Annotated in this window: 16 protein-coding genes; 10 read left to right on the top strand and 6 right to left on the bottom strand. The window is 51.3% G+C overall.

Features of this window, described 5'->3' with window-relative positions; translation table 11 throughout:
* The 4 genes from BZJ21_RS09460 to BZJ21_RS09445 all read left to right on the top strand — a co-directional run.
* On the top strand, positions 1 to 241 hold a 241-nt coding region (locus BZJ21_RS09460), incomplete at its 5' end, for a transposase family protein (RefSeq protein WP_131826339.1).
* Between the two features lie 107 nt (positions 242 to 348).
* Positions 349 to 738: a response regulator gene (locus BZJ21_RS09455; RefSeq protein WP_077669652.1), complete on the top strand. Its 390-nt coding sequence runs from the start codon at positions 349 to 351 to the stop codon at positions 736 to 738.
* Positions 731 to 2,380, top strand: coding sequence for a diguanylate cyclase (locus BZJ21_RS09450; RefSeq protein ID WP_077669651.1), 1,650 nt, complete (start codon positions 731 to 733; stop codon positions 2,378 to 2,380). The genes BZJ21_RS09455 and BZJ21_RS09450 overlap by 8 nt, the downstream gene beginning before the upstream one ends.
* A gap of 24 nt (positions 2,381 to 2,404) precedes the next feature.
* The gene (locus tag BZJ21_RS09445; protein ID WP_077669650.1) at positions 2,405 to 5,263 is read left to right on the top strand and encodes a PAS domain-containing protein; all 2,859 of its coding nucleotides are present in this window, start codon (positions 2,405 to 2,407) and stop codon (positions 5,261 to 5,263) included.
* A gap of 85 nt (positions 5,264 to 5,348) precedes the next feature.
* Here the strand turns inward: BZJ21_RS09445 and BZJ21_RS09440 are convergent, their stop codons facing one another.
* Entirely contained in the window at positions 5,349 to 5,615 is a 267-nt protein-coding gene (locus tag BZJ21_RS09440) for a GrxA family glutaredoxin (protein ID WP_021022836.1), read from the bottom strand.
* Between the two features lie 249 nt (positions 5,616 to 5,864).
* Here BZJ21_RS09440 and nfsA point away from each other — a divergent pair, with 249 nt between their 5' ends.
* Both nfsA and BZJ21_RS09430 read left to right on the top strand, forming a co-directional pair.
* Positions 5,865 to 6,587 (top strand): oxygen-insensitive NADPH nitroreductase, encoded by a 723-nt coding sequence (gene nfsA, locus BZJ21_RS09435; RefSeq protein WP_077669649.1) that lies wholly within the window; start codon positions 5,865 to 5,867, stop codon positions 6,585 to 6,587.
* Between the two features lie 255 nt (positions 6,588 to 6,842).
* Entirely contained in the window at positions 6,843 to 7,445 is a 603-nt protein-coding gene (locus tag BZJ21_RS09430) for an acetate uptake transporter (protein ID WP_077460644.1), read from the top strand.
* A gap of 164 nt (positions 7,446 to 7,609) precedes the next feature.
* On the opposite strand, the gene BZJ21_RS09425 is transcribed toward BZJ21_RS09430, so the two are convergent.
* The 4 genes from BZJ21_RS09425 to pabB all read right to left on the bottom strand — a co-directional run bounded on the left by BZJ21_RS09425 (position 7,610) and on the right by pabB (position 12,867).
* Complete coding sequence (locus BZJ21_RS09425) at positions 7,610 to 8,971, bottom strand: L-serine ammonia-lyase (RefSeq protein ID WP_021022833.1); 1,362 nt, start codon at positions 8,969 to 8,971, stop codon at positions 7,610 to 7,612.
* A 225-nt stretch (positions 8,972 to 9,196) separates the two neighbouring features.
* Positions 9,197 to 10,465: a serine/threonine transporter gene (locus BZJ21_RS09420; protein WP_021022832.1), complete on the bottom strand. Its 1,269-nt coding sequence runs from the start codon at positions 10,463 to 10,465 to the stop codon at positions 9,197 to 9,199.
* 203 nt (positions 10,466 to 10,668) lie between these two features.
* On the bottom strand, positions 10,669 to 11,472 hold the full coding sequence (locus BZJ21_RS09415) for an NUDIX hydrolase (RefSeq protein WP_077669648.1): 804 nt from the start codon (positions 11,470 to 11,472) through the stop codon (positions 10,669 to 10,671).
* Between the two features lie 9 nt (positions 11,473 to 11,481).
* Complete coding sequence (gene pabB / locus BZJ21_RS09410; protein ID WP_077669655.1) at positions 11,482 to 12,867, bottom strand: aminodeoxychorismate synthase component 1; 1,386 nt, start codon at positions 12,865 to 12,867, stop codon at positions 11,482 to 11,484.
* A gap of 307 nt (positions 12,868 to 13,174) precedes the next feature.
* Here pabB and BZJ21_RS09405 point away from each other — a divergent pair, with 307 nt between their 5' ends.
* Positions 13,175 to 14,692: a fumarate hydratase gene (locus BZJ21_RS09405; protein ID WP_025744813.1), complete on the top strand. Its 1,518-nt coding sequence runs from the start codon at positions 13,175 to 13,177 to the stop codon at positions 14,690 to 14,692.
* Positions 14,693 to 14,815: 123 nt separating this feature from the next.
* Here BZJ21_RS09405 and BZJ21_RS09400 read toward each other — a convergent pair whose 3' ends face one another.
* On the bottom strand, positions 14,816 to 16,645 hold the full coding sequence (locus BZJ21_RS09400) for an ABC transporter ATP-binding protein (protein ID WP_077669647.1): 1,830 nt from the start codon (positions 16,643 to 16,645) through the stop codon (positions 14,816 to 14,818).
* A 159-nt stretch (positions 16,646 to 16,804) separates the two neighbouring features.
* On the opposite strand from BZJ21_RS09400, the gene BZJ21_RS09395 reads away from it, so the two are divergent.
* The 3 genes from BZJ21_RS09395 to fhuB are packed head-to-tail and all read left to right on the top strand — an operon-like array spanning position 16,805 to position 20,480.
* On the top strand, positions 16,805 to 17,590 hold the full coding sequence (locus BZJ21_RS09395; RefSeq protein WP_077669654.1) for an ABC transporter ATP-binding protein: 786 nt from the start codon (positions 16,805 to 16,807) through the stop codon (positions 17,588 to 17,590).
* A complete protein-coding gene (locus BZJ21_RS09390) occupies positions 17,581 to 18,510 on the top strand; it encodes an iron-siderophore ABC transporter substrate-binding protein (protein ID WP_077669646.1) in 930 nt (309 codons plus the stop codon). Before BZJ21_RS09395 ends, BZJ21_RS09390 begins: the two co-directional genes overlap by 10 nt.
* A complete protein-coding gene (gene fhuB / locus BZJ21_RS09385) occupies positions 18,507 to 20,480 on the top strand; it encodes a Fe(3+)-hydroxamate ABC transporter permease FhuB (RefSeq protein WP_077669645.1) in 1,974 nt (657 codons plus the stop codon). The genes BZJ21_RS09390 and fhuB overlap by 4 nt, the downstream gene beginning before the upstream one ends.
* Positions 20,481 to 20,618: the final 138 nt, after the last annotated feature.

Genomic DNA, 20,618 nt, shown 5'->3' with positions numbered 1-20,618 from the left:
TGATGCCACTCGCTCGCACTGGTTAATTGAATCAATGCACTGGCAACTCGATGTTGGATTAAAAGAAGACGCATGCCGAATTAGGGTAGATGACCGAGCTGAAGTTTTTGCACGAATAAGGCAGATGGTTTTGAATTTATTAAAGCAAGAGAAGAGTTTCAAAGCCGGGATTCAACGCAAGCGAATGATGTGTGCGATGGACCAGGAGTACCTGGCGACCGTGCTGGGAAGCCTTTCATGACGCGGATGTTCATGCGTTTTCCGTGGACAAAACGCTAGTCAGTTGGTAGCAGTGAACGGGTCGCCGTATTTGTTGTACACCGTTAGGCGAATGAACAAGGAATGTATATGGCTGTTTTAAATAAAGTTTTATATGTAGAGGACGATCCTGGTATACGAGAAATTGCTACCCTAGCACTCGAGGATGTAGGTGGCCTCACTCTTAAAACCTGTGAATCGGGAGAGCGGGCCTTGCAGGAAGTGGACGGATTTAAGCCGCAAATTATACTGCTCGATGTCATGATGCCAAATATGGATGGCCCAGAAACACTCACCGCGATGCGGGAACGAGGACTCGTTGATGACTCGGTGCTCATTCTTTTTATGACAGCGAAAGTTCATCCAGAAGAAGTGGCGCGCTATAAAGCGTTAGGGGCGAGTCATGTTATCTCGAAACCTTTCGATCCTATGACATTAGCTGATGATGTGCGTGCGTTTTGGGACGAATTCAATGGATGATAACAAAAAGACTAATGACACCGAAAAGCGTCTTGAAAGGCTAAAGGAAGCGTACGCTAAGCGGCTGACCTCGGAGTTTAAACGGCTTCATGCCATCAATGATAAGTTGTTATCAGGCCATGATGACCAGGAAACGTTAAAGGCGTTGCACTCTGGGTTGCACACCATTGCGGGCGCGGCGGGAACATTTGGTTTTGCTAGTCTCGGCGAAGCGGCCCGTCAATTTGAGCAACAGGTTGCCAAGCGCTTATCCCAAACAGAACCGCCCACCAGCCTGCCAACTGATTGGATGGAAGCGCTTGAGTCTGCGCACCATAAAGATAGCGTGTCAGCGACGCAAAGCACCACAACAATCCAGCAACCGGTTATGGAAGGGGCGCCTATTATCGGCTTGGTCGAGCGCGATAATATTTTGGCTAAATACGCCCAATCCCAGTTTGCTCGTTTTGGTTTTCAGGTGTACTGGATAAAGGATGCGAACGAACTAAAACAATTGACTAAACACGCACCTGACTTACTGCTTATTGACCATCATGCTATTCAGGACGACGTGTCTGATACCGATTTAGCAACTTTATGGAAGACCAAGTTACAGCACTTTCAATGTCCCGTCTTTTTCATTGGTGCTGAGGAAAGTTATAAAGCTAGGCTGCAAGCATTGCGCGCGGGAGGCGCAGGTTATTATCCCAAGCCGTTGGACATGGCCAAACTTGCCTCAAAGTTTGCGTATATGCTTGGCCACATAGACGCGGAACCTGGTCGGGTTATGATAATTGATCAAGACCCAGCCCTCGTTTCTCAATGCCAATCTGTCTTAGAAGATGCAGACATGAACGTCGCGACACTGGATAAGCCAGAACGACTGTTTGAGTGTATCAGCGAGTTTAATCCTGAAATTATCCTTGTCAGTGTCTGGTTACCGCAGGTGACGGGCGCTGAATTAGTGGCCTTGCTCGCGCAGACAGAGCATTGGTCACATTTGCCGATTATTTTCCTCTCTCGCGACCCTAACGCAGATTTACGTCGCCAATCATTGTTGTTAGACGGCGATGCCATTCTTGAGGTGCCGGTGGACACGGATCTTTTGGTGCGCCTGTGTCAAAGCAGAATACAGCGATTTCGAGCGTTTAACCGCACGCAACATCAAGACGGGCTTACCGGCTTATTGAAACACGCCAGCATCAAAGACGCGTTGCAAAAGCAATGGCAATTGGCGCAGCGTCGGTCGCAAGTATTCAGCGTGGTCATGTTGGATATTGATCACTTTAAAGGCGTGAATGACACTTATGGTCACGCTATTGGGGATCAGGTGATCGCGGCAATCGGTACGCTTTTACGTCAGCATTTTAGGAATACAGATAAGCTTGGCCGATACGGTGGAGAAGAGTTTGCGCTGGTATTGCCAGATTGTGATGCTGACCAAGCCGAGCATTTGGTTAATCAGTTACGAGAAGATTTCGGAGCGATCACGTTCAAGGCGAATGACGCCACGTTTTCTTGCACGCTTTCCGCCGGCATTGCCGACAATCAGCGCTTTCCGACAGAACCGAGTGAGTCTTTATTGGCGCTCGCGGACAAAGCCTTGTATCGCGCCAAGCATGACGGACGAAATTGTGTCGTACAAGCAATGAATACCCCTTAATCGCTAATTCTCCGGAGCCTTGGTATGCGAACGCCACCTATCCCTGATAACGAAGCCGAGCGTCAACAGGCACTAGACGAAACCGAGCTGCTTAACAGTGGTGCCGACTCTCGCTTTGATCGCATTACTCGTTTATGCCTTGACCTGTTTTCTGTGCCTATCGCGCTGGTGTCACTGATCGACCGGGAGCGACAATACTTTAAGTCTCGTCAGGGGTTAGATGCCTCTGAAACCCCAAGGGATATCTCTTTTTGTGGGCACGCCATTCTGGGTAGTGAACCATTGATTATTGAAAACGTGCTAGACGATATGCGTTTTTGTGACAATCCACTTGTCTGTGGGGCGCCGGATATTCGGTTTTATGCGGGTATGCCGATTCACAGCAGCGAGGGTTATCGGCTGGGCACGCTATGCCTGATTGATAAACAGCCAAGGCAGTTTAGTGAAGAAAACGTGGCGCAACTAAAGAACCTTGCTGGCATGGTGGAGGATCTGATTTGGACCGATATCTATCAGCGACGTGAGTCAACAGCGTTGCAGCAACAACTGCAAACTAGCCACGATGAAATGACATCGCTGGTTAATAACATACCAGGTATTACGTTTCGTTGTTTGCCAGATAAAAGCTGGACCATGCTCTATATCAGTAACCAAGTCGACACCATCAGTGGTTATGCCGCCGACGATCTGATAAACAATAAACGCGTTTGTTATGCGGATCTCATTCACCCTGATGATGTGTCCGTTGTTGATGACGCCGTTACCAACGCCATGGCCAACAATGAGGAATGGCATATTGAGTATCGTGTTCGGCATCGTACGCTGGGCTTTCGCTGGGTGGAGGAACGAGGTAAATGTATTGAAACAGATCCTAGGCATCCACAGGTGCTTGAAGGGTTTATTATCGATATTACTCGAGAGCGCAATGCCCTGACGCAGCTGGAGCGGCATCATCAGGCGTTAACGGTGCTGACTGACATTGCCTTTTCCTGTCATGGGAGCCTGGATGAGCGAATCAATCATGCCTTGCAAGAGGCCAAGCTCTACTTGAGGGCTGAATTGGCCATTGTCAGTGAAATAAAAGGCGAGGTGTATACGGTTAACTGGATAGCTGGGCCGTCAGACACAACGATTGTTGCAGGGCAGCAGTTTGCATTAGAAGACACCTGGTGTCAGTTTTTGATGGCAGAGAACCCCAGCAGCACCACGCAGGAACAGTTTATTGCCGATACCGATCGCCCAGAGTTTCAGCAACATCCGTGTTATAAAACTGCACCGTTAGGCAGCTATGCTGGCGTTGTCATCAATGTCTATGACCGCCCCTGGGGCACATTGAACGTATCGTCCGCTAAGGCGCGTTCTGAAGACTACAACGATGGCGAAAAACTGTTTTTACGCCTCCTCGGCAACTGGTTATCCGATGTATTGACCCAGAATTTGAGCCAGCAGCGGCTGACCAAATTAGCAGCATTATTGCCGGGAACGCTTTATCAATTCCGTCGTTTTCCCGATGGGCGTATGGTTTTTCCTTATAGTTCTCCTCAAATAGAGACGTTGTACGGCATCACACCAGAACAGGCTGCAGAAGATGCCATTCCTGCGTTTGAGCGCATCCATCCTGGCGATATTGAGACCGTGAGTCGATCCATCGAACATTCGGCACACACGTTAGAACATTGGCAATCTACCTATCAGGTCAACTGTCCGGGCAAGGGCTATCGTTGGATTTCTGGCGAGGCGAGGCCGGAGAAAATGATCGACGGTAGTATATTGTGGCACGGTTATTTGCAAGATGTTCACGAACAGCATCAGGCGCGTTTAGCTTTGGAGCAGAGCGAGGCAAGGTTGCGTAGCTTGTTTGACTTTTCTCCTATCGGCATCGCTTTGAACGATTTTGTCACCGGACAGTTTCTTGATCTCAATGATGCTTTGGTTGCACCCACGGGTTACACCCGCGAAGAATTCGTTTCCCTCAGTTATTGGGATGTCACGCCTAAAGAATATGAGCCAGAGGAGCAAAAAGCGCTGGCAAGTATGCAAAGCACGGGTCGTTATGGGCCGTTTGAAAAAGAGTACATCCGCAAAGATGGCAGTCGTTATCCGGTCCGTCTGCAAGGCATGCTGAGCACAGAGTTGGACGGAAGAAAGGTGATCTGGTCCCTTGTCGAAGACATTACTGAGCGTAAAAAACTCGACAAAATGAAAGATGAATTTATTGCCACCGTCAGCCATGAACTGCGCACACCCTTAACGTCGATCAAAGGCGCGTTAGGATTATTGAATGGCGGCGCAACTGGGGAATTACCACCAAAGGCTAACAAGTTGCTGCATACTGCCGAGCGTAACGCAACACGTTTAACCTTGCTGATAAACGACTTGTTAGATATGGAAAAGCTCGTGGCAGGAAAAATGCCAATTCAGAAACAAAAGCAAGATCTTGGCTCGCTATTGGATGACGCGATAGAGTCTGTTAAATCCTACCAGCATCAAACTCAGACACAAATACGCCCTCCAAATAACTGGCCGGCTGTGACGGTCAATGTTGATGGACCAAGATTGATTCAAGCACTGACCAATCTTTTATCTAATGCGATCAAATTCTCACCAGAAGGTGAGTGGGTAGACGTTTCGGTAATTGTTGATAAAACGCTGGTTGAAATTGCTATCAGAGATCGTGGACCTGGGGTTGACCTAGCGTTTCAGGATCGACTGTTTCAGCGTTTTAGCCAAGCTGACAGCAGTGATAATCGCAAGGTTGCTGGTACAGGACTGGGGCTAGCGATTACGCGGGAGATATGTCAGCAAATGGACGGTGATGTGGGGTACCGCGATGCTGAGGGCGGTGGGGCGTTGTTTTTTATTCAGTTGCAGGTTGCACAATGAGTGTAGTTGCACCTCGATATATCAATGACCGCCAAAAACAAAAAAACCAGCCAATGGGCTGGTTTTTTATCGATTGCTCGACCGATTAGTCTTGGAACAAACCGAGATTTTCTTTGGCGTAGGCTTCAAATTCGGTAAAGCCGCCAACGTGCGCTTGATCAACGAAAATCTGTGGCACGGTTTCAACCGGTTTGCCGACGGTTTTTTCCAAATCCGCTTTGCTGATGCCTTCCGCGTGAATATCGACATAACGGTAGTTAAAGTCATCACGGTTGGTTTTAAGATCTTCCGCTAGGTCTTTGGCGCGAACACAAAAAGGGCACCCTGGGCGACCGAAAATTACGACGAACATATTCATCTCCTTTGGCATTAATGTTGTTACTATGCCTGATAGGCGATGGAGAGAAAAGACGAATTTCCCTTTTGCACCGATAGGCAAAACCGATTGCTGTGAACGTCTATACCGAATTGCACGACCGGCGGGAGATCGCGGGTAGTATGGCCGCAGAGCGTCGCTATTGTGTTGATTGCGCGTCGGCTCATAAAGGTGTAAAACCAGCTCATCCCTCTTTTACAGCTCAACGTCTAATAAGGAAACATAATGAACCCAACGATTGAGACATTACTTTCTCACCGCTCTATTCGCAAATTTAGCCAAGCCCCCATTTCGTCAGAGCAACTGAGCCAGATTATTGATGCGGCGCGCTCGGCGTCGAGCTCAAGCTTTTTACAATGCACCAGTATTATTCGTGTGACCGATGGCGACAAACGACGTTTACTGGCGGAATACGCGGGCAACCAAGCGTATGTAGCCGACTGCGCCGAGTTTTTGGTGTGGTGTGCGGACTTTCATCGTCATGAGCAAATCAATCCCAATGCCAAGTTGGGCTTTACTGAGCAAACGTTAATTGGCGCGATTGACGGCGCAATCATGGCGCAAAATGCGATGGTCGCAGCGGAGTCCATGGGTCTTGGCGGTGTGTATATCGGTGGGTTGCGTAACCAACCGAATAAAGTCGCCGAGTTGCTGGATATGCCTAACCATGTGTTGCCATTATTTGGTATGTGCTTAGGTGTACCTGCACAAGATCCTGAAACCAAACCGAAACTACCGGCCAGTCTTATCGTTCACGAAAATCGTTATCAGGCGATTGATGAAGCGGCGCTAAGTGACTACGACAACCAAGTGCGCGAGTATTATCAAACACGTACAGGCGGCAATAAAGACATGAGCTGGAGCGAACAAGTGTCTGCCACATTGGAAAAAGAAGCGCGTCCGTTTATGAAAGAATTTCTGCATAGTAAAGGCTTTAGTACCCGCTAAAGATCCATGCTTGAACAATTGAGTGAAAAAGCAGCGTTTTGCTGCTTTTTTATTATCAAAAAACCGGAGTTGCCCAGTTTTATTGGCTATTTTGACCCTCTTGTTTATGAAAGCAACGCTAAGCGCTAAAAGTTATTTACATCTAGTCTGTAACCCGTAATATTGCCGCGTTTTTGCGCGTGATAATCACTTTTATCCGTGGTTTTGGGCGCTTATTTTGAGTATTGATAGGTTTTTTTAATAAGTAGGGCACTGATGGAAAACAAACTGGCAAATCCTGCCCCTTTAGGGCTGATGGGTTTTGGAATGACCACGGTATTATTGAACATTCATAATGCAGGGTTTTTTCCGATTGATAGCATGATTTTGGCGATGGGGCTGTTTTATGGCGGCTTAGCGCAGGTGATTGTGGGGATCATGGAATTCAAAAAAGGCAATACGTTCGGAACAACCGCGTTTACTTCTTATGGGTTGTTCTGGTTGACGCTTGTTGGCCTGATTGTGATGCCAAAAATGGGTCTGGCTGACGCAAGCCCTGCTGCCTTTATGGGTTGGTATTTGGTGTTGTGGGGTGTGTTCACTGGATTTATGTTTATTGGCTCATTGCGCTATTGCCGTGCTAAACAGTTTGTATTTGGTAGCCTGACTATCCTGTTTTTCTTGCTCGCGGCGCGTGATTTTACCGGCAGTACACTCATTGGCACCATTGCCGGATTTGAAGGGATTGTGTGTGGCTTAAGCGCGATGTATTTTGCGATGGCGCAGGTGCTTAACGAGGAATATGGCCGTACCGTACTTCCGGTTGGTGAGCTAACACGTGATGCGAAAAAGCCTGCGATGGCCACCCACGCGGCTTAAATCATACCTGTGAGGGCAGTGGAAAACACACTGTCTGTTTGCGGTGTAAACGCAGATAAAAAGGCCCGGTGACGTGATGTCCCGGGCCTTTTTGATGGTTTTAGTCAGCAATATAACGCGTTACTTTTCGATAGCGTGTGGCTACCTGGCGTGATTCTCTGGGATTAGCACATCACGGTGACAGCTAGGCCACCTTGTGATGTTTCACGGTATTTGGCGTTCATGTCTTTACCGGTTTCCATCATGGTTTCGATCACTTTATCTAACGACACCCGTGGCTCGGAAGAACGTTGTAGTGCCATGCGTGATGCATTGATCGCCTTCACCGCCGCAATGCCGTTACGCTCAATACACGGCACTTGCACCTGTCCAGCGACCGGATCGCAGGTAAGGCCTAAGTTGTGCTCCATTGCGATTTCAGCTGCCATACATACCTGGTGCGGATTACCGCCCATAAGTTCAGCCAAACCGGCGGCGGCCATTGAACACGCGACCCCGACTTCACCTTGGCAACCCACTTCTGCCCCAGAAATAGACGCGTTTTGTTTATATAAGCCGCCAATAGCACCGGATGCAGCAAAGTAGCGGGTATAGGTTTGCTTATCGACCGGCTCAATAAATTTATCGTAGTAGGCGAGGACGGCAGGAATAATTCCGCATGCCCCATTCGTTGGCGCGGTTACAACACGGCCACCGGCGGCGTTTTCTTCGTTTACCGCAAAGGCAAACATATTGACCCAGTCCACCACCGACATCGGATCGATGTTGTATTTTTCGGTAGTTTTGAGCTGGTGATGCAACGCAGCGGCTCGACGAGGTACACGCAATGGACCGGGCAACACGCCTTCGTTTTCCATACCACGGTACATACACGCTTGCATGGTTTTCCAGATATTGGCGAAATAGGTGTCAATTTCTGCTTGGCTATGCATGCTACGCATGTTGGCCATCACTAAGCCGCTGATAGAAAAACCGGTTTCTTGCGTCAGTGCGAGCAAGCCGTCTGCGCTATTAAAGTCGTAAGGGACTTGCACCGCTTGCATGGCAGGCTGACCAAACTCGGCTTCTTCAACAATAAAGCCGCCACCAATGGAGTAGTAGGTTTTGCTCAGCACGCACTCATCGCCTTGCCAAGCATGAATACGCATGCCGTTTTCATGCAAGGAGAGGTTGGTTTGGTGAAAGTTCATGCCGCCATCACGCAAAAAGGTGACGACATGCTGCTGTTCGCCCAACGGCAATTGCTCTGTGTCTTCGACACGTTTAACAAAGCTAGGGATCGCGTCGATATCAACGGTTTCAGGGCTGTTGCCTGCGAGGCCCATAATGATCGCGATGTCGGTGTGGTGGCCTTTGCCAGTTAAAGACAAAGAGCCATAAACGTCAACCGTCACGCGGTCGACGTCGGTCAAGCGTTGGTTAGCAATAAGCGCATCAACAAAACACTGGCCGGCTTTCATTGGGCCAACAGTATGCGAGCTGGACGGGCCAACGCCAATCTTGAAAATGTCAAAAACACTGATCATGTGTTTACCTCAGTCAATGCCCTAAGGGCAATGGATTTAGTGTTTACGCCATCCGTCCATGGTATTGACTGTGCTGGCAATGCCGGTGGCTTGCCATAATGAAAGGAGCAGCGTTCACTGCTCCTGGTTATCCCGCAAACATCGATGAATGCGGCGGGGATTAATGCCCCAGTAACAGCAGTCCTATAGCACCTGCTGCGCGCGCTGATTAACGGTCATGATTAATTAAAAAAGCATGCCGTACATAATCGCTGAAATCGCGACCAAGCCCATGATAAGAACAAAGGCGTTACTGATTGTACCTGAATACTTCTGCATTGCTGGCACGTTTTTCACGGCATACATTGGCATAATAAACAGGATGGTGGCAATGATAGGGCCGCCAAGTGATTCAATCATCCCCAAAATACTTGGGTTTAGGGTCGCCACCAACCAAATGGTGAGGATCATGAAGACCACGGTAAACACGTCAATTTTCTTGCGGTTGATCGGTTTACCTGCACCACGCAGCGTTTTCACGACTAAGCCATTTAGACCTTCACGTGCGCCCAAATAATGGCCGAAGAATGAAGACACAATCGCGACAAAGGCAACCAATGGGCCCAAGAAGGAAATAAATGGGCTCTCATGCTTGTTGGCAAGGTAAGACAAAATCGCAATGTTCTCTGCTTTGGCCGCTTCCAGGTCCGCTGGTGTCAGCGACAGGACGCAAGAGAATACAAACAACATCACAAAGCCAACCAGCATCGCTGCTGCGCGCATTAGAATTTGGCCAGACTTTTGTTCTGCATCATCACCATGATCGCGACGTTGTGCCAATGAGAAAGATGAAATCGCTGGGCTGTGGTTAAACGCAAATACCAGCACCGGAATCGAGATCCAAAGAGTGATAGCAAAATCGCCGGCTGAAGGCACTTGCGACAGGGCGGCGGTGTTCCACTCTGGGATAAGATAGAGCGACATAAATACTAAGATGGCAACCAGCGGATAAACCAAGAACTGGGTGACACGCAACATCATTTTCTCGCCCAGAAGCATGATAGCCATCATTCCCAAAATCAGGGCCAGTGACAAAATTGCCCGCGGTGGTGATGCCATACCAAGCTGGTTAACCAAGAAGGAATCAACGGTGTTGGTGATGCCGACACCGTAGATCAGAACAATCGGGTAAATCGCGAAAAAGTACAACAGGGTGATGATTTTACCCGCGCCGACGCCAAAGTGCTCTTCAACCACTTCGGTGATATCGCTGCCTGCGTTTTTGGACGAGAGCACAAAACGAGACAAACCACGGTGAGCAAAAAAGGTCATCGGGCCAACTAATAAGGTCATCACAACCAATGGCCAAAAACCGCTCATCCCCGCATTGATGGGAAGAAAGAGGATGCCGGCTCCAACAGCGGTGCCAAAAAGGGAAAGCGCCCAGGTTGTGTCTTGTTTGGTCCAGCGCGGGCGCGTGGTTGCGCGGGTACCAGTCGTCGAGGTTGTTTGCATAACAATACTACTCACATTGTAGGGAACAGGAATCAGGGAAGGCGAATTCTGGCGATTTCCACGCAGAAAACCAAGCGCTAGATCGCGATATGAAAAGGCGCGCCCGGACTATTGCACCAAAATGTGACAACTATCAATAATAAAAGCGCTTTAGTGCGATTAAGTAGGCAGGTGTGTACGGTTTTGTGTTGGATAAATATGCATCAAATTGCGCCAAATTCCATAGTATTGGTAGGGTTTATGGTGCGATTGACCGGAAAGTGAAACAGCGTGAGTTGACTGATCAACGCGCGTAACAGCTGGGCAGTGGCTCCCCAAACAAGATGATCGTGATGATAAAACGCACTCACAGGGTGCCATTGTCCGTAGATTAAAAACGATTGTTCTCGGATGTGGCCGGGATAACACAAGGTATCTAAGGGCACTTCAAAGCAGGCGGCCACTTCATTGGGATCCAGACAAGGCTGATAATCGGGATCCACCCAGGCAAGCACCGGATGAATATAATAGCCCGTCACTGTGGGCAAGGGACACAAGTGGCCAATGACAGCGTCGCGCGTGACGCGAATACCGGTTTCTTCCCACATTTCACGGGTGGCGGTGGCAATATTATCGTGATCGATAGACTCGCGTTTTCCGCCCGGAAAGCTCACTTGTCCCGGGTGATGTTTTAGGTGACTGGCGCGTTGGGTTAACACCAAATGAATGCCTGACGGCCTAGGCACCAGCCCGATCAATACTGCGGCGGGTTGAAAATCCGCCCCACCGAGAATGCGCGGAGATAGCCGCACGCGATTGAGAATACGGCTGTCGTGGCGCGCTAAAGGGGTGAGTGAAAATGCACGGACCACGTCGGTCGGTGATAGTCGCGTGGCCGCACCGTGATCAGCGAGGAAACACTCTCCTTCGTAGCGCGGCCAAAACCCAGGCACTGTCTGTATTGTATTGCCCAGGGGGGAGACATTTAGGGGTGCGAAATACGCCTTGTCAGCGGTGAGTAACTGCATCCACTCTCCTTAATCCTGAATAGGTGCGCTCAATGCCTCATCTTCTGCCAGTACGGGTAAAATTCGGCTCACTTTATCGAGCGTCTCCTGATATTCGGCGTCGGCTTGGCTGTCAGCAACCAACCCGCCACCTGCCCAAACATGAAGTTGTCCTTGATGACCAACCAATGTACGAATGGTAATGCTGGTATCCATTCGTCCACAGCGGCTGATATAGGCAAAGCTGCCACAATAAACATGACGACGATGGGGCTCGAGTTCTTCAATGATTTCCATTGCCCGCACCTTTGGTGCCCCGGTAATTGACCCGCCAGGAAACGCGGCGCGCAGCAAATCGAGTGCTGTCTTGTCGTCGGGTAAGCGTCCAGTCACTGTACTGACCATGTGGTGGACAGCAGGAAAACTTTCTATATCAAAGAGTTTAGGCACAGATACGGAACCTGGCGAGGCAATGCGACCAATATCATTGCGTAATAAGTCTACAATCATCAAATTTTCGGCGCGATCTTTTTCAGCCGACTTCAATGCTTGGGCGCGTTGTGCGTCTTTTTGTGGATCGGGATCGCGCGGGCGTGTGCCTTTAATGGGTTTGGTTTCTATCTGTTTGTCGTGCACCGATAAAAAGCGCTCAGGCGAGACCGACAACAGGGCGCTGTCTTGCAGGCGAATAAAGCCCGAAAACGGCGCGCCGTTGTTCGCGGCCAATTTGCGATACGCGTGCCACTCGTTACCCTGATAGGGTGCGGAAAAGCGTTGAGCAAGATTGATTTGATAGCAATCGCCCGCGTGTAAATACGCTTGGACGGTGTCGAACTTTTCGCCGTATTGTTGCGCGGTCATGTTGGCCTGCCAAGGCCCGGTGAGAGAAAAGGGTACCGGCGAGGTTGGCGCGTGTTGCTCGGTTAGCCACTGCCATCGTTGTTGGCTATTGGGTGCAATCACCACCGCTTGGCGCTGATGATGATCGATCACCACTGCCCAGTCATAGAGCCCGACCGCCATATCCGGCACCTCGAGCTCGTCTTTCGCCAATGCCGGTAGCACTTCCACCCATCGACCGAGATCATAGCCAAAGTACCCCAAGGCGCCACCAATAAATGGCCAAGGCGCTATCGGATCCGCGGTGGGTAAAAGCTTGGCCTGAAGATCGGCCACCCAGTGAAAAGGGTCTTGCGTGTGGGTGGTGGTTGTGCCATCTGCGTAACAGGTTGTCACCTGGTTATATCGCGCAGTAATGGTGGCAACCGGATCGGCGACCAAGATATCGAAACGACTGTCTGGGTGGGTTCGCGTGGCCGAGTGGAGCAGCATCGCCCAGGGCTGGTGGGCAATCCGATCAAAGAGGGTCACCGCAAGATCCGGCGTATAATCGATGGGCGTCGTTGTCAGTGTCATGGCATTTTGTCGCTGCATTGTTCTTTTTGTGATCACGGTTGAAGCGCTGTGTGGCGCGCGAATAGCGCTAAGCGTATCATAGCTAGGCCTTTTCCGGCATGGGCCAACAAAAATAACCAAGCAACGCTGTTGCCATTATCAACTTCTATAATTCGATGAGGCAACTTGACTGTATGCGATTTACATCTAGCGTCAACTGGCAATCGAGCGCTATTCGAAAATTGATCGCCAACCGATAATAACGAGGGGAGAGCTCCCCCACACTGGATACCCGCTTTGGGTCCTGCAAATGACACCAGAGGCAATGATGACCACAATTAAACAGCAAGACGTGATCGAAAGTGTTGCAGATGCCCTGCAATATATCTCTTACTACCATCCCCTTGATTTTGTACAAGCCCTTGAAAAAGCGTACAACAAGGAACAAAGCCAGGCGGCAAAAGACGCCATTGCGCAAATTCTGATTAACTCCCGCATGTCGGCGGAAGGTAAGCGTCCTATTTGCCAAGATACAGGTATTGTCACCTGTTTTGTCAAAGTGGGCATGGCGGTGCAGTGGGATCGTCATGATATGACGGTGCAAGAAATGGTCGATGAAGGGGTACGACGTGCCTACACTAACCCTGACAATCCGCTACGTGCCTCCGTGGTTGCCGATCCGGCCGGTAAACGCCAAAACACCCGCGATAATAGCCCTGCGGTGGTGCACATCGATATGGTGCCGGGCGACGCGGTGGACATTCAAATTGCAGCCAAAGGCGGTGGTTCGGAAAACAAAACTAAGATGGTGATGTTGAATCCATCTGACGATGTGGCTGAGTGGGTTGAGAAAACATTGCCGACCATGGGCGCGGGTTGGTGCCCACCGGGTATGTTAGGTATTGGAATTGGTGGCACGGCCGAGAAAGCCGCCGTATTGGCCAAAGAATCGCTCATGGAGCACATTGATATTCAAGCGCTTATCGACCGTGGTCCAAGCAATGCGGATGAAGCACTGCGGTTAGATATTTTTGATCGGGTGAACAAGCTGGGTATCGGTGCCCAAGGCTTGGGCGGCCTGACCACGGTAGTGGATGTGAAAGTAAAAACCGCGCCCACCCATGCCGCTTCTAAGCCGGTATGCTTGATCCCGAACTGTGCCGCCACACGCCATGTTCACTTTACGCTTGATGGCTCAGGCCCAGCCGAATTGGCACCACCAAAACTGGACGACTGGCCACAGGTCACCTGGGAAGTGGGGGATAACGTCCGCCGTGTTAACTTAGATACCGTGACCAAAGAAGACGTGCAGAGCTGGAAAACCGGCGAAACTGTGTTGTTATCAGGTAAGATCTTGACCGGACGCGACGCCGCACATAAACGCTTACAAGAAATGCTGCGCAATGGCGAAGGCCTTCCCGAGGGCGTCGACTTTAACGGCCGCTTTATTTATTACGTTGGCCCTGTCGATGCGGTGGGGGATGAGGTAGTCGGTCCAGCAGGCCCAACCACCTCAACGCGCATGGACAAATTTACCGATATGATGCTGGCAGAAACCGGACTCACCGGCATGATCGGTAAGGCTGAGCGCGGTCCTGCGGCGGTGGAATCGATTAAAAACCACAAAGCGGTGTACCTCATGGCGGTCGGCGGTGCCGCGTACTTGGTATCAAAAGCGATCAAAAAAGCGCGCGTGGTCGCGTTTGAAGATCTCGGTATGGAGGCCATTTACGAATTTGAAGTGGAAGACATGCCCGTGACCGTAGCGGTTGATGCGCAAGGGCAAAACGCGCACCAGATTGGCCCGGATACCTGGAAGGTGAAGATAGCTGAAATGGATGATTAATCCGTCAATTGCACCTGTTCGGCTTAACGCCTGCTTGCGTTAACAAGAAGGCGTTGAGTCGGGCAGAGTATAACGGGGTCACAGTCATAGAGGCTTTTTGCGTTTTAATGTGCTGATATGGGCTTACATTTCGCCGATAAAACCACCGGTCTGATGCGCCCATAGCTGGGCGTAGACGCCGTTCTTCTCCAGCAGTTCCTGATGTGAGCCCTGTTCGATAATCCGGCCTTTATCCATCACGATTAGGCGATCCATGGCAGCAATGGTCGACAGGCGGTGTGCAATCGCAATAACCGTCTTGTTGTCCATCAGTTGGTTCAGGTTATCCTGAATCGCTGCTTCTACTTCTGAATCGAGTGCCGAAGTGGCTTCATCCATAATAAGGATTGGAGCGTCCTTGAGCAAAACGCGTGCAATCGCGATGCGCTGGCGCTGACCGCCGGATAGTTTCACACCGCGCTCGCCGACTTCCACGTCATAGCCGCTGTGGCCGCTTTCATCTTTCAGCAGTTCGATAAAGTCATGCGCTTCGGCCTGACGGCTGGCGTGCATCAGGGCTTCTTCACTGGCGTGCGGGTTGCCGTACAGGATGTTTTCCCGAATCGAACGATGCAACAGAGAGGTATCCTGCGTGATCATGCCAATCTGCTGGCGCAGTGACTCCTGAGTGACCTGACTGATATCCTGACCGTCAATTTCAATCTTGCCTGCATTGAGTTCATAAAAACGCAGCAGCAGGTTGACCAGCGTGGATTTTCCCGCACCGGAGCGCCCGACGAGCCCGAGTTTTTCGCCCGGTTTAATGGACAGTTCGAGCGCTTCAAATATCGCTTCCTGCTCGTTGTAGCGGAAATCGACCTGTCGGAACCGAATCTCGCCCTGAGAAACGGCCAGTGGTTTGGCCTGATGGCTGTCCTCTATTTCGATGTCGTTGGCAATGGTGTTTATGCTGTCGATTACCATGCCGATGCTTTCAAACATGCCCCGGATTTCCCACATGATCCACTTCGACATACCTTGCAAGCGCAGCACAATGCTGATGCCAATCGCAATCACACCGACGCTGACGCTTTCGGCCAGCCACAGATGAATCGCCAGAGCCGCCATCGAAAATAGCAGCAGATAGTTAATCAGATCCACGCTGTACAGCAGGCTGGTCAGGGTACGCATCTGTTGATATACGGTCGCGAGATAAGCTTTCATCCCGGTTTGTGCGTATTCGGTTTCCCGCTCTGAGTGAGAGAACAGCTTGACCATAGTGATGTTGGTGTAGGTATCGACAATGCCGCCGGTCATCGAGGACTGGGCGTTGGCCTGTTCGGTGGAGATGCGTTTCAGACGCGGAATAAACACGATCTGAATCAGTACATACAGGCATAGCCAGGCCAGGATCGGCAGCACCAACACGTCATCAGCACTGGCAATCATCACCAGCATGGAGACAAAGTAGACCGAAATATACACCGATAAGTCGACCAGCTTCATCACCACTTCACGCACCGACTGAGCGCTTTGCATCACTTTGGTCGCCACCCGGCCGGCAAAGTCACGCTGGAAAAAGCCGACACTCTGTTTAAGCAGGTAGCGGTGCACCAGCCAGCGGATCGACATCGGGTAATTGCCGAGAATAGCCTGATGGAGCAGGTTGGAATGGATAAAGGCCAGGATAGGCATGACGACAACGACCAGCAGTGCCATCGACAGCAGGGTATCGCCGTTCTCGGCCCAGAAATTGGCGCGTGAGCTGTTGCTCAGCATGTCGACCAAATCACCCATATAGCGCACCAGGGAGACTTCGGCAATCGCTACACAGGCACTGAGCAGTGACATCACCAGTAACGGCTTTTCAAAGCCCCGGGTGTAGTAGCGGCAAAAGCCAAACAGAGTTTTAGGTGGTTTCTGCGGATCGTGATCCGGAAACGCATTGGTGAGATTTTCAAACCAGTGAAACATGACGATGACCTTGCTTGTCGCAATAGTTGCAATAGGAATGGGGTTACTGACTTTTCATCGAGTGAATAATCAGTAAAATGGCAGAGGTGGTATAGTAATGATAATTAAAATGGTTCTCAATAATCTTTGATGTGTATGCGAGAGCCGGGAGGTAACCAAATGCTCACCCTATCTGGTGTGGAGATGGTTCGCGGCGGTCGCACGATTCTTGCGATTGAGCAGCTGGACATCCCCACGAATGAGCTGACTGTCGTGCTGGGTCATAACGGTTCAGGTAAATCCACTCTGGTCAGCTTACTGTCCGGACAGCAGGTGCCTGACACCGGAACGGTGCAGCTTGATGATGTGTCTCTGGCTTCGCTGGGCAGTAAAGCTCTGGCTAAAAAGGTCGCTTTTCTGCCGCAGAAATTGCCGGCCAGTGCCGGTCTGACGGTGCGTGAACTGGTGCGCATGGGACGCTTTCCATGGCGCGGTGCATTGGGGTTCTGGCGTCAGCAGGACAGCGATATCATGGCGGCGGCGATGGAAAAAACCGGCGTCAGTGCCTTTGCCGACAGCTATGTGGATGAATTGTCCGGCGGTGAACGCCAGCGTGCATGGGTGGCGATGCTGCTGGCTCAGGAGTCGCCGGTGCTGATCCTTGATGAACCGACTTCTGCGCTCGACGTGCAGCATCAGTATCAACTGATGGCCCTGCTGGCGGAACTGAATCAACAGCAGGGGTGCGGCATCATCGTCATTCTACATGATCTTAACCTCGCGCTGCGCTATGCCAGTCATATTGTTGCCCTTAGACAAGGGCGTATCGCCTTTGACGGCTCGGCAGTCAGCCTGGCTGATGAGCAGCGTTTATCTGATCTGTACCAAACACCGATTCGCCTGATTGATCACCCGAACGCTGCCGAGCAGGCGGCTACTAATAAGGTTGCCATTGTATGTGCCTGATATCAAGCGTAAAATCATCTTTTGTCCTGTTTGGGCTGGTGATCAGCTGTCTTTCTTCTGCCTGGGCTGAGGTTCAGGTGTCCGATTCAGTCGGGCAGCATACCTTGCCTGCTGTGCCGAAACGAGCGGCTGTGCTCGACTGGAACCTGCTTGAGCAGGTGATGGAGCTCGGCGTGACTCCGGTGGCGATTACCGATGCGGATGCGTATCGCGACTGGGTGGTCAAGCCGGCAATTCCGGCCACCGCGCAGAATGTCGGTACCCGTGGTGAGCCGAACCTGGAGAAGATTGCGGCACTTAAGCCGGATATCATCTTAATTAGCGCCACTCAGCGTGATCTTAAGTCGCGTCTGGAGCAGATTGCACCGGTGCTTTTGTATACAAACTTCACTAAAGATGACGATCAGGCCGTAGTCGCGATTGAGCAATTTCGTCAGCTGGCGCAGCTATTTGACAAGCAGGCGCTGGCGGAACAAAAGCTGACCCGGATGCAGCAACGCTTTAGTCAGTTGAGCGCTAAGCTCAAAGCGCACTTTGGTGGCTCTCTGCCTCAGACGCTGGTGATGCGTTTTGCCGACACCAAATCGACTTTTATCTATACCGAAGATTCGATGATTGACTATGTGCTGCGCCAATTGGGCATGAAGCAGGCGATGGTTGAACCGGCGGCGCAGTGGGGCATAGTACATAAACCGATTACCGACTTGCGGGTGATACATCAGGGGTATGTGTTGTATATCGAGCCATTTAATGAAGAGAAAAAACTAAAAAAATCGGTCCTGTGGAAAGCGCTGCCGTTTGTACGCACTCACCGAGTGAACTCGGTGGACTCGGTGTGGAGTTATGGTGGTGCAATGTCGCTGCAGTATGCGGCTGAGGCGATCACTGCTAGCTTGCTGGAGATGGAACCTAAATCATGACCTGGAGACATCTGACCCCGGTGAGCGTGCTGCTGGTTTTGGCGGCGCTGTCCAGTCTTCAGTTTAATCAGACTCTGGATTTAGGGACACAATGGCGCCTGATTGGCGACCCGCAACTGGCGCAGTCGTTTGATGATTTCAATTTTGCTTATGCTCAGTTGCCCCGCCTGGTGATCACACTGCTGGTGGGAGCGGTACTGGGGGTGGTCGGCAGTCTGATGCAGCAACTGACCCAGAATTCACTGACTTCACCGCTGACCATGGGAACCTCCTCCGGTGCATGGCTGGCTCTGATCGTGCTCAATATTTGGTGGCCGCAGGCGATAGCCGATTACAGTGCACTGGTGGCGATGAGTGGCGCGCTGCTGGCGTTTGGCCTGATTGTGCTGATCGCCGGGCTGGATAACATGACCGGTCTGCCGATGGTGATATCCGGCATGGTGATCAATATTCTGCTCGGAGCGATTGCTGCGGCGATCATTCTGCTGCATCAGGATTATGCTCAGAATGTGTTCATGTGGGGCGCCGGTGATTTAGCGCAGAACGGCTGGGACCAGATTGCATGGCTGCTGCCGCGACTCACTCCTCTGCTGATACTGCTGCTGATTGCACCGCGTATTCTGACTCTGCTGCGCCTTGGCCACCAGGGGGCTCAGGCGCGGGGTCTGCCGGTCATTCCTGCTTTCTTCCTGTTGATGGTGTTCGGTATCTGGTTGGTATCGGCATCGATAACCGTGGTCGGCCTGATTGGCTTTATCGGCCTGTTGACCCCCAATATTGTTCGTACTTTGGGCGCCCGCACGCCGCGTATTGAACTGGTTGCCAGTCTGGTGTGCGGTGCGCTGCTGCTGTTAGCGACCGATGTGCTGGCACAATGGCTCAGTGTGTGGGCTGGCCAGGTGGTACCGAGCGGCGTGACCGCGGCGGCGATTGGCGCGCCCGCGCTGATCTGGTTCAGCCGTCGTCAGCTCAAAGCTCAGGACGGCATGGCTGTGGCCTTACCCGGTTCGCGGCCGCGTATTTCCGTGCCGCTGACGGTTGCAATTGGTGTGCTACTATTGCTTGGCGTTGCGCTGTATATCGGCTATCAATCACAACAGGCTGGCCTGGCTTTGGCCTGGCCGAGTGAGTTCCAGTGGGCACTGCGCTGGCCGCGTTTGCTGACCGCCCTGTTTACCGGAATCGGCCTGGCTCTGTCCGGTACCATTCTGCAGCGTCTGATTTACAACCCGCTCGCCAGCCCGGATATTCTTGGCGTGTCGTCCGGCGCCACGTTTGCGTTGGTCTTCTCCAGCCTGTTTCTGGGACAGTCGCTGCAATCCACCCAGTGGGGCACCGCGTTGCTGGGCAGTCTGGCCGTGTTGCTGGTGCTGATTACGCTCGGGCGCAAGCAACAGTTTGCGCCATCGAGCGTGATTCTGACCGGTATTGCTATGACTGCACTGCTACAGGCATTCGTGCAGTTTTGTCTCGCTAAAGGCAACCAGGACAGCTACAAAATTCTGCAGTGGCTGGCCGGATCAACGTACCGGGTGACCGCAGAGCAGGCATTGTTACTGGTCGCGCTGGTGGTGGCTATGATGGGGCTGAGTTTGATGAGCAGTCGCGCGCTGACACTGATCTCCATCAGCCGTTCTTTCGCCCAGGCGCGCGGATTGAGCAGTTCACTGACCTCGTTCAGCCTGCTGGTGCTGGTAGCGATTTTGTGTGCGGTAGTGACCGCCACCATGGGACCGGTATCATTTGTCGGTCTGATTGCACCGCATTTGGCACGCATGCTGGGTGCCCAGCAGGCCAAATCACAGTTGCTTCTCGCCAGCCTTATTGGTGGTACCACTATGTTATGGTCCGATTGGCTGGGTCAGGTTGTGCTGTATCCGAACCAAATTGCCGCGGGTACTTTGGTCGCCATTCTCGGTGCACTCTATTTCCTTGTCTTGCTGGTGTTCAACCGCCTGTTCCGCCGCTAATCCGTTATGCATGACCGTGCATTAAATTGGGATATTATGTAAGTGACTTACTTTATTGTTATTTTCTCGACATTTATCTTCCGTGTTGATGTTGCAAATAATTCTCAGTCGTAATATTATTCGTTACCAGTTATTGAT

Source organism: Salinivibrio costicola subsp. alcaliphilus (genome assembly GCF_001996185.1).
In the GTDB taxonomy this organism is placed as follows: domain Bacteria; phylum Pseudomonadota; class Gammaproteobacteria; order Enterobacterales; family Vibrionaceae; genus Salinivibrio; species Salinivibrio costicola.
The sequence above is the reverse complement of the archived record's forward strand: the minus strand, read 5'-3'. Positions and strand labels throughout refer to the sequence as shown.

What these genes read in the sequence shown, in the direction of transcription:
- BZJ21_RS09425 (WP_021022833.1), bottom strand. Translation starts at nt 8,971, where the DNA reads ATGATCAGTGTTTTTGACATTTTCAAGATTGGCGTTGGCCCGTCCAGC.
- BZJ21_RS09405 (WP_025744813.1), top strand. Translation starts at nt 13,175, where the DNA reads ATGACCACAATTAAACAGCAAGACGTGATCGAAAGTGTTGCAGATGCC.
- BZJ21_RS09440 (WP_021022836.1), bottom strand. Translation starts at nt 5,615, where the DNA reads ATGTTCGTCGTAATTTTCGGTCGCCCAGGGTGCCCTTTTTGTGTTCGC.
- BZJ21_RS09390 (WP_077669646.1), top strand. Translation starts at nt 17,581, where the DNA reads ATGTGCCTGATATCAAGCGTAAAATCATCTTTTGTCCTGTTTGGGCTG.
- BZJ21_RS09415 (WP_077669648.1), bottom strand. Translation starts at nt 11,472, where the DNA reads ATGCAGTTACTCACCGCTGACAAGGCGTATTTCGCACCCCTAAATGTC.
- BZJ21_RS09420 (WP_021022832.1), bottom strand. Translation starts at nt 10,465, where the DNA reads ATGCAAACAACCTCGACGACTGGTACCCGCGCAACCACGCGCCCGCGC.
- BZJ21_RS09395 (WP_077669654.1), top strand. Translation starts at nt 16,805, where the DNA reads ATGCTCACCCTATCTGGTGTGGAGATGGTTCGCGGCGGTCGCACGATT.
- BZJ21_RS09450 (WP_077669651.1), top strand. Translation starts at nt 731, where the DNA reads ATGGATGATAACAAAAAGACTAATGACACCGAAAAGCGTCTTGAAAGG.
- BZJ21_RS09430 (WP_077460644.1), top strand. Translation starts at nt 6,843, where the DNA reads ATGGAAAACAAACTGGCAAATCCTGCCCCTTTAGGGCTGATGGGTTTT.
- BZJ21_RS09400 (WP_077669647.1), bottom strand. Translation starts at nt 16,645, where the DNA reads ATGTTTCACTGGTTTGAAAATCTCACCAATGCGTTTCCGGATCACGAT.
- pabB (WP_077669655.1), bottom strand. Translation starts at nt 12,867, where the DNA reads ATGACACTGACAACGACGCCCATCGATTATACGCCGGATCTTGCGGTG.
- fhuB (WP_077669645.1), top strand. Translation starts at nt 18,507, where the DNA reads ATGACCTGGAGACATCTGACCCCGGTGAGCGTGCTGCTGGTTTTGGCG.
- nfsA (WP_077669649.1), top strand. Translation starts at nt 5,865, where the DNA reads ATGAACCCAACGATTGAGACATTACTTTCTCACCGCTCTATTCGCAAA.
- BZJ21_RS09445 (WP_077669650.1), top strand. Translation starts at nt 2,405, where the DNA reads ATGCGAACGCCACCTATCCCTGATAACGAAGCCGAGCGTCAACAGGCA.
- BZJ21_RS09455 (WP_077669652.1), top strand. Translation starts at nt 349, where the DNA reads ATGGCTGTTTTAAATAAAGTTTTATATGTAGAGGACGATCCTGGTATA.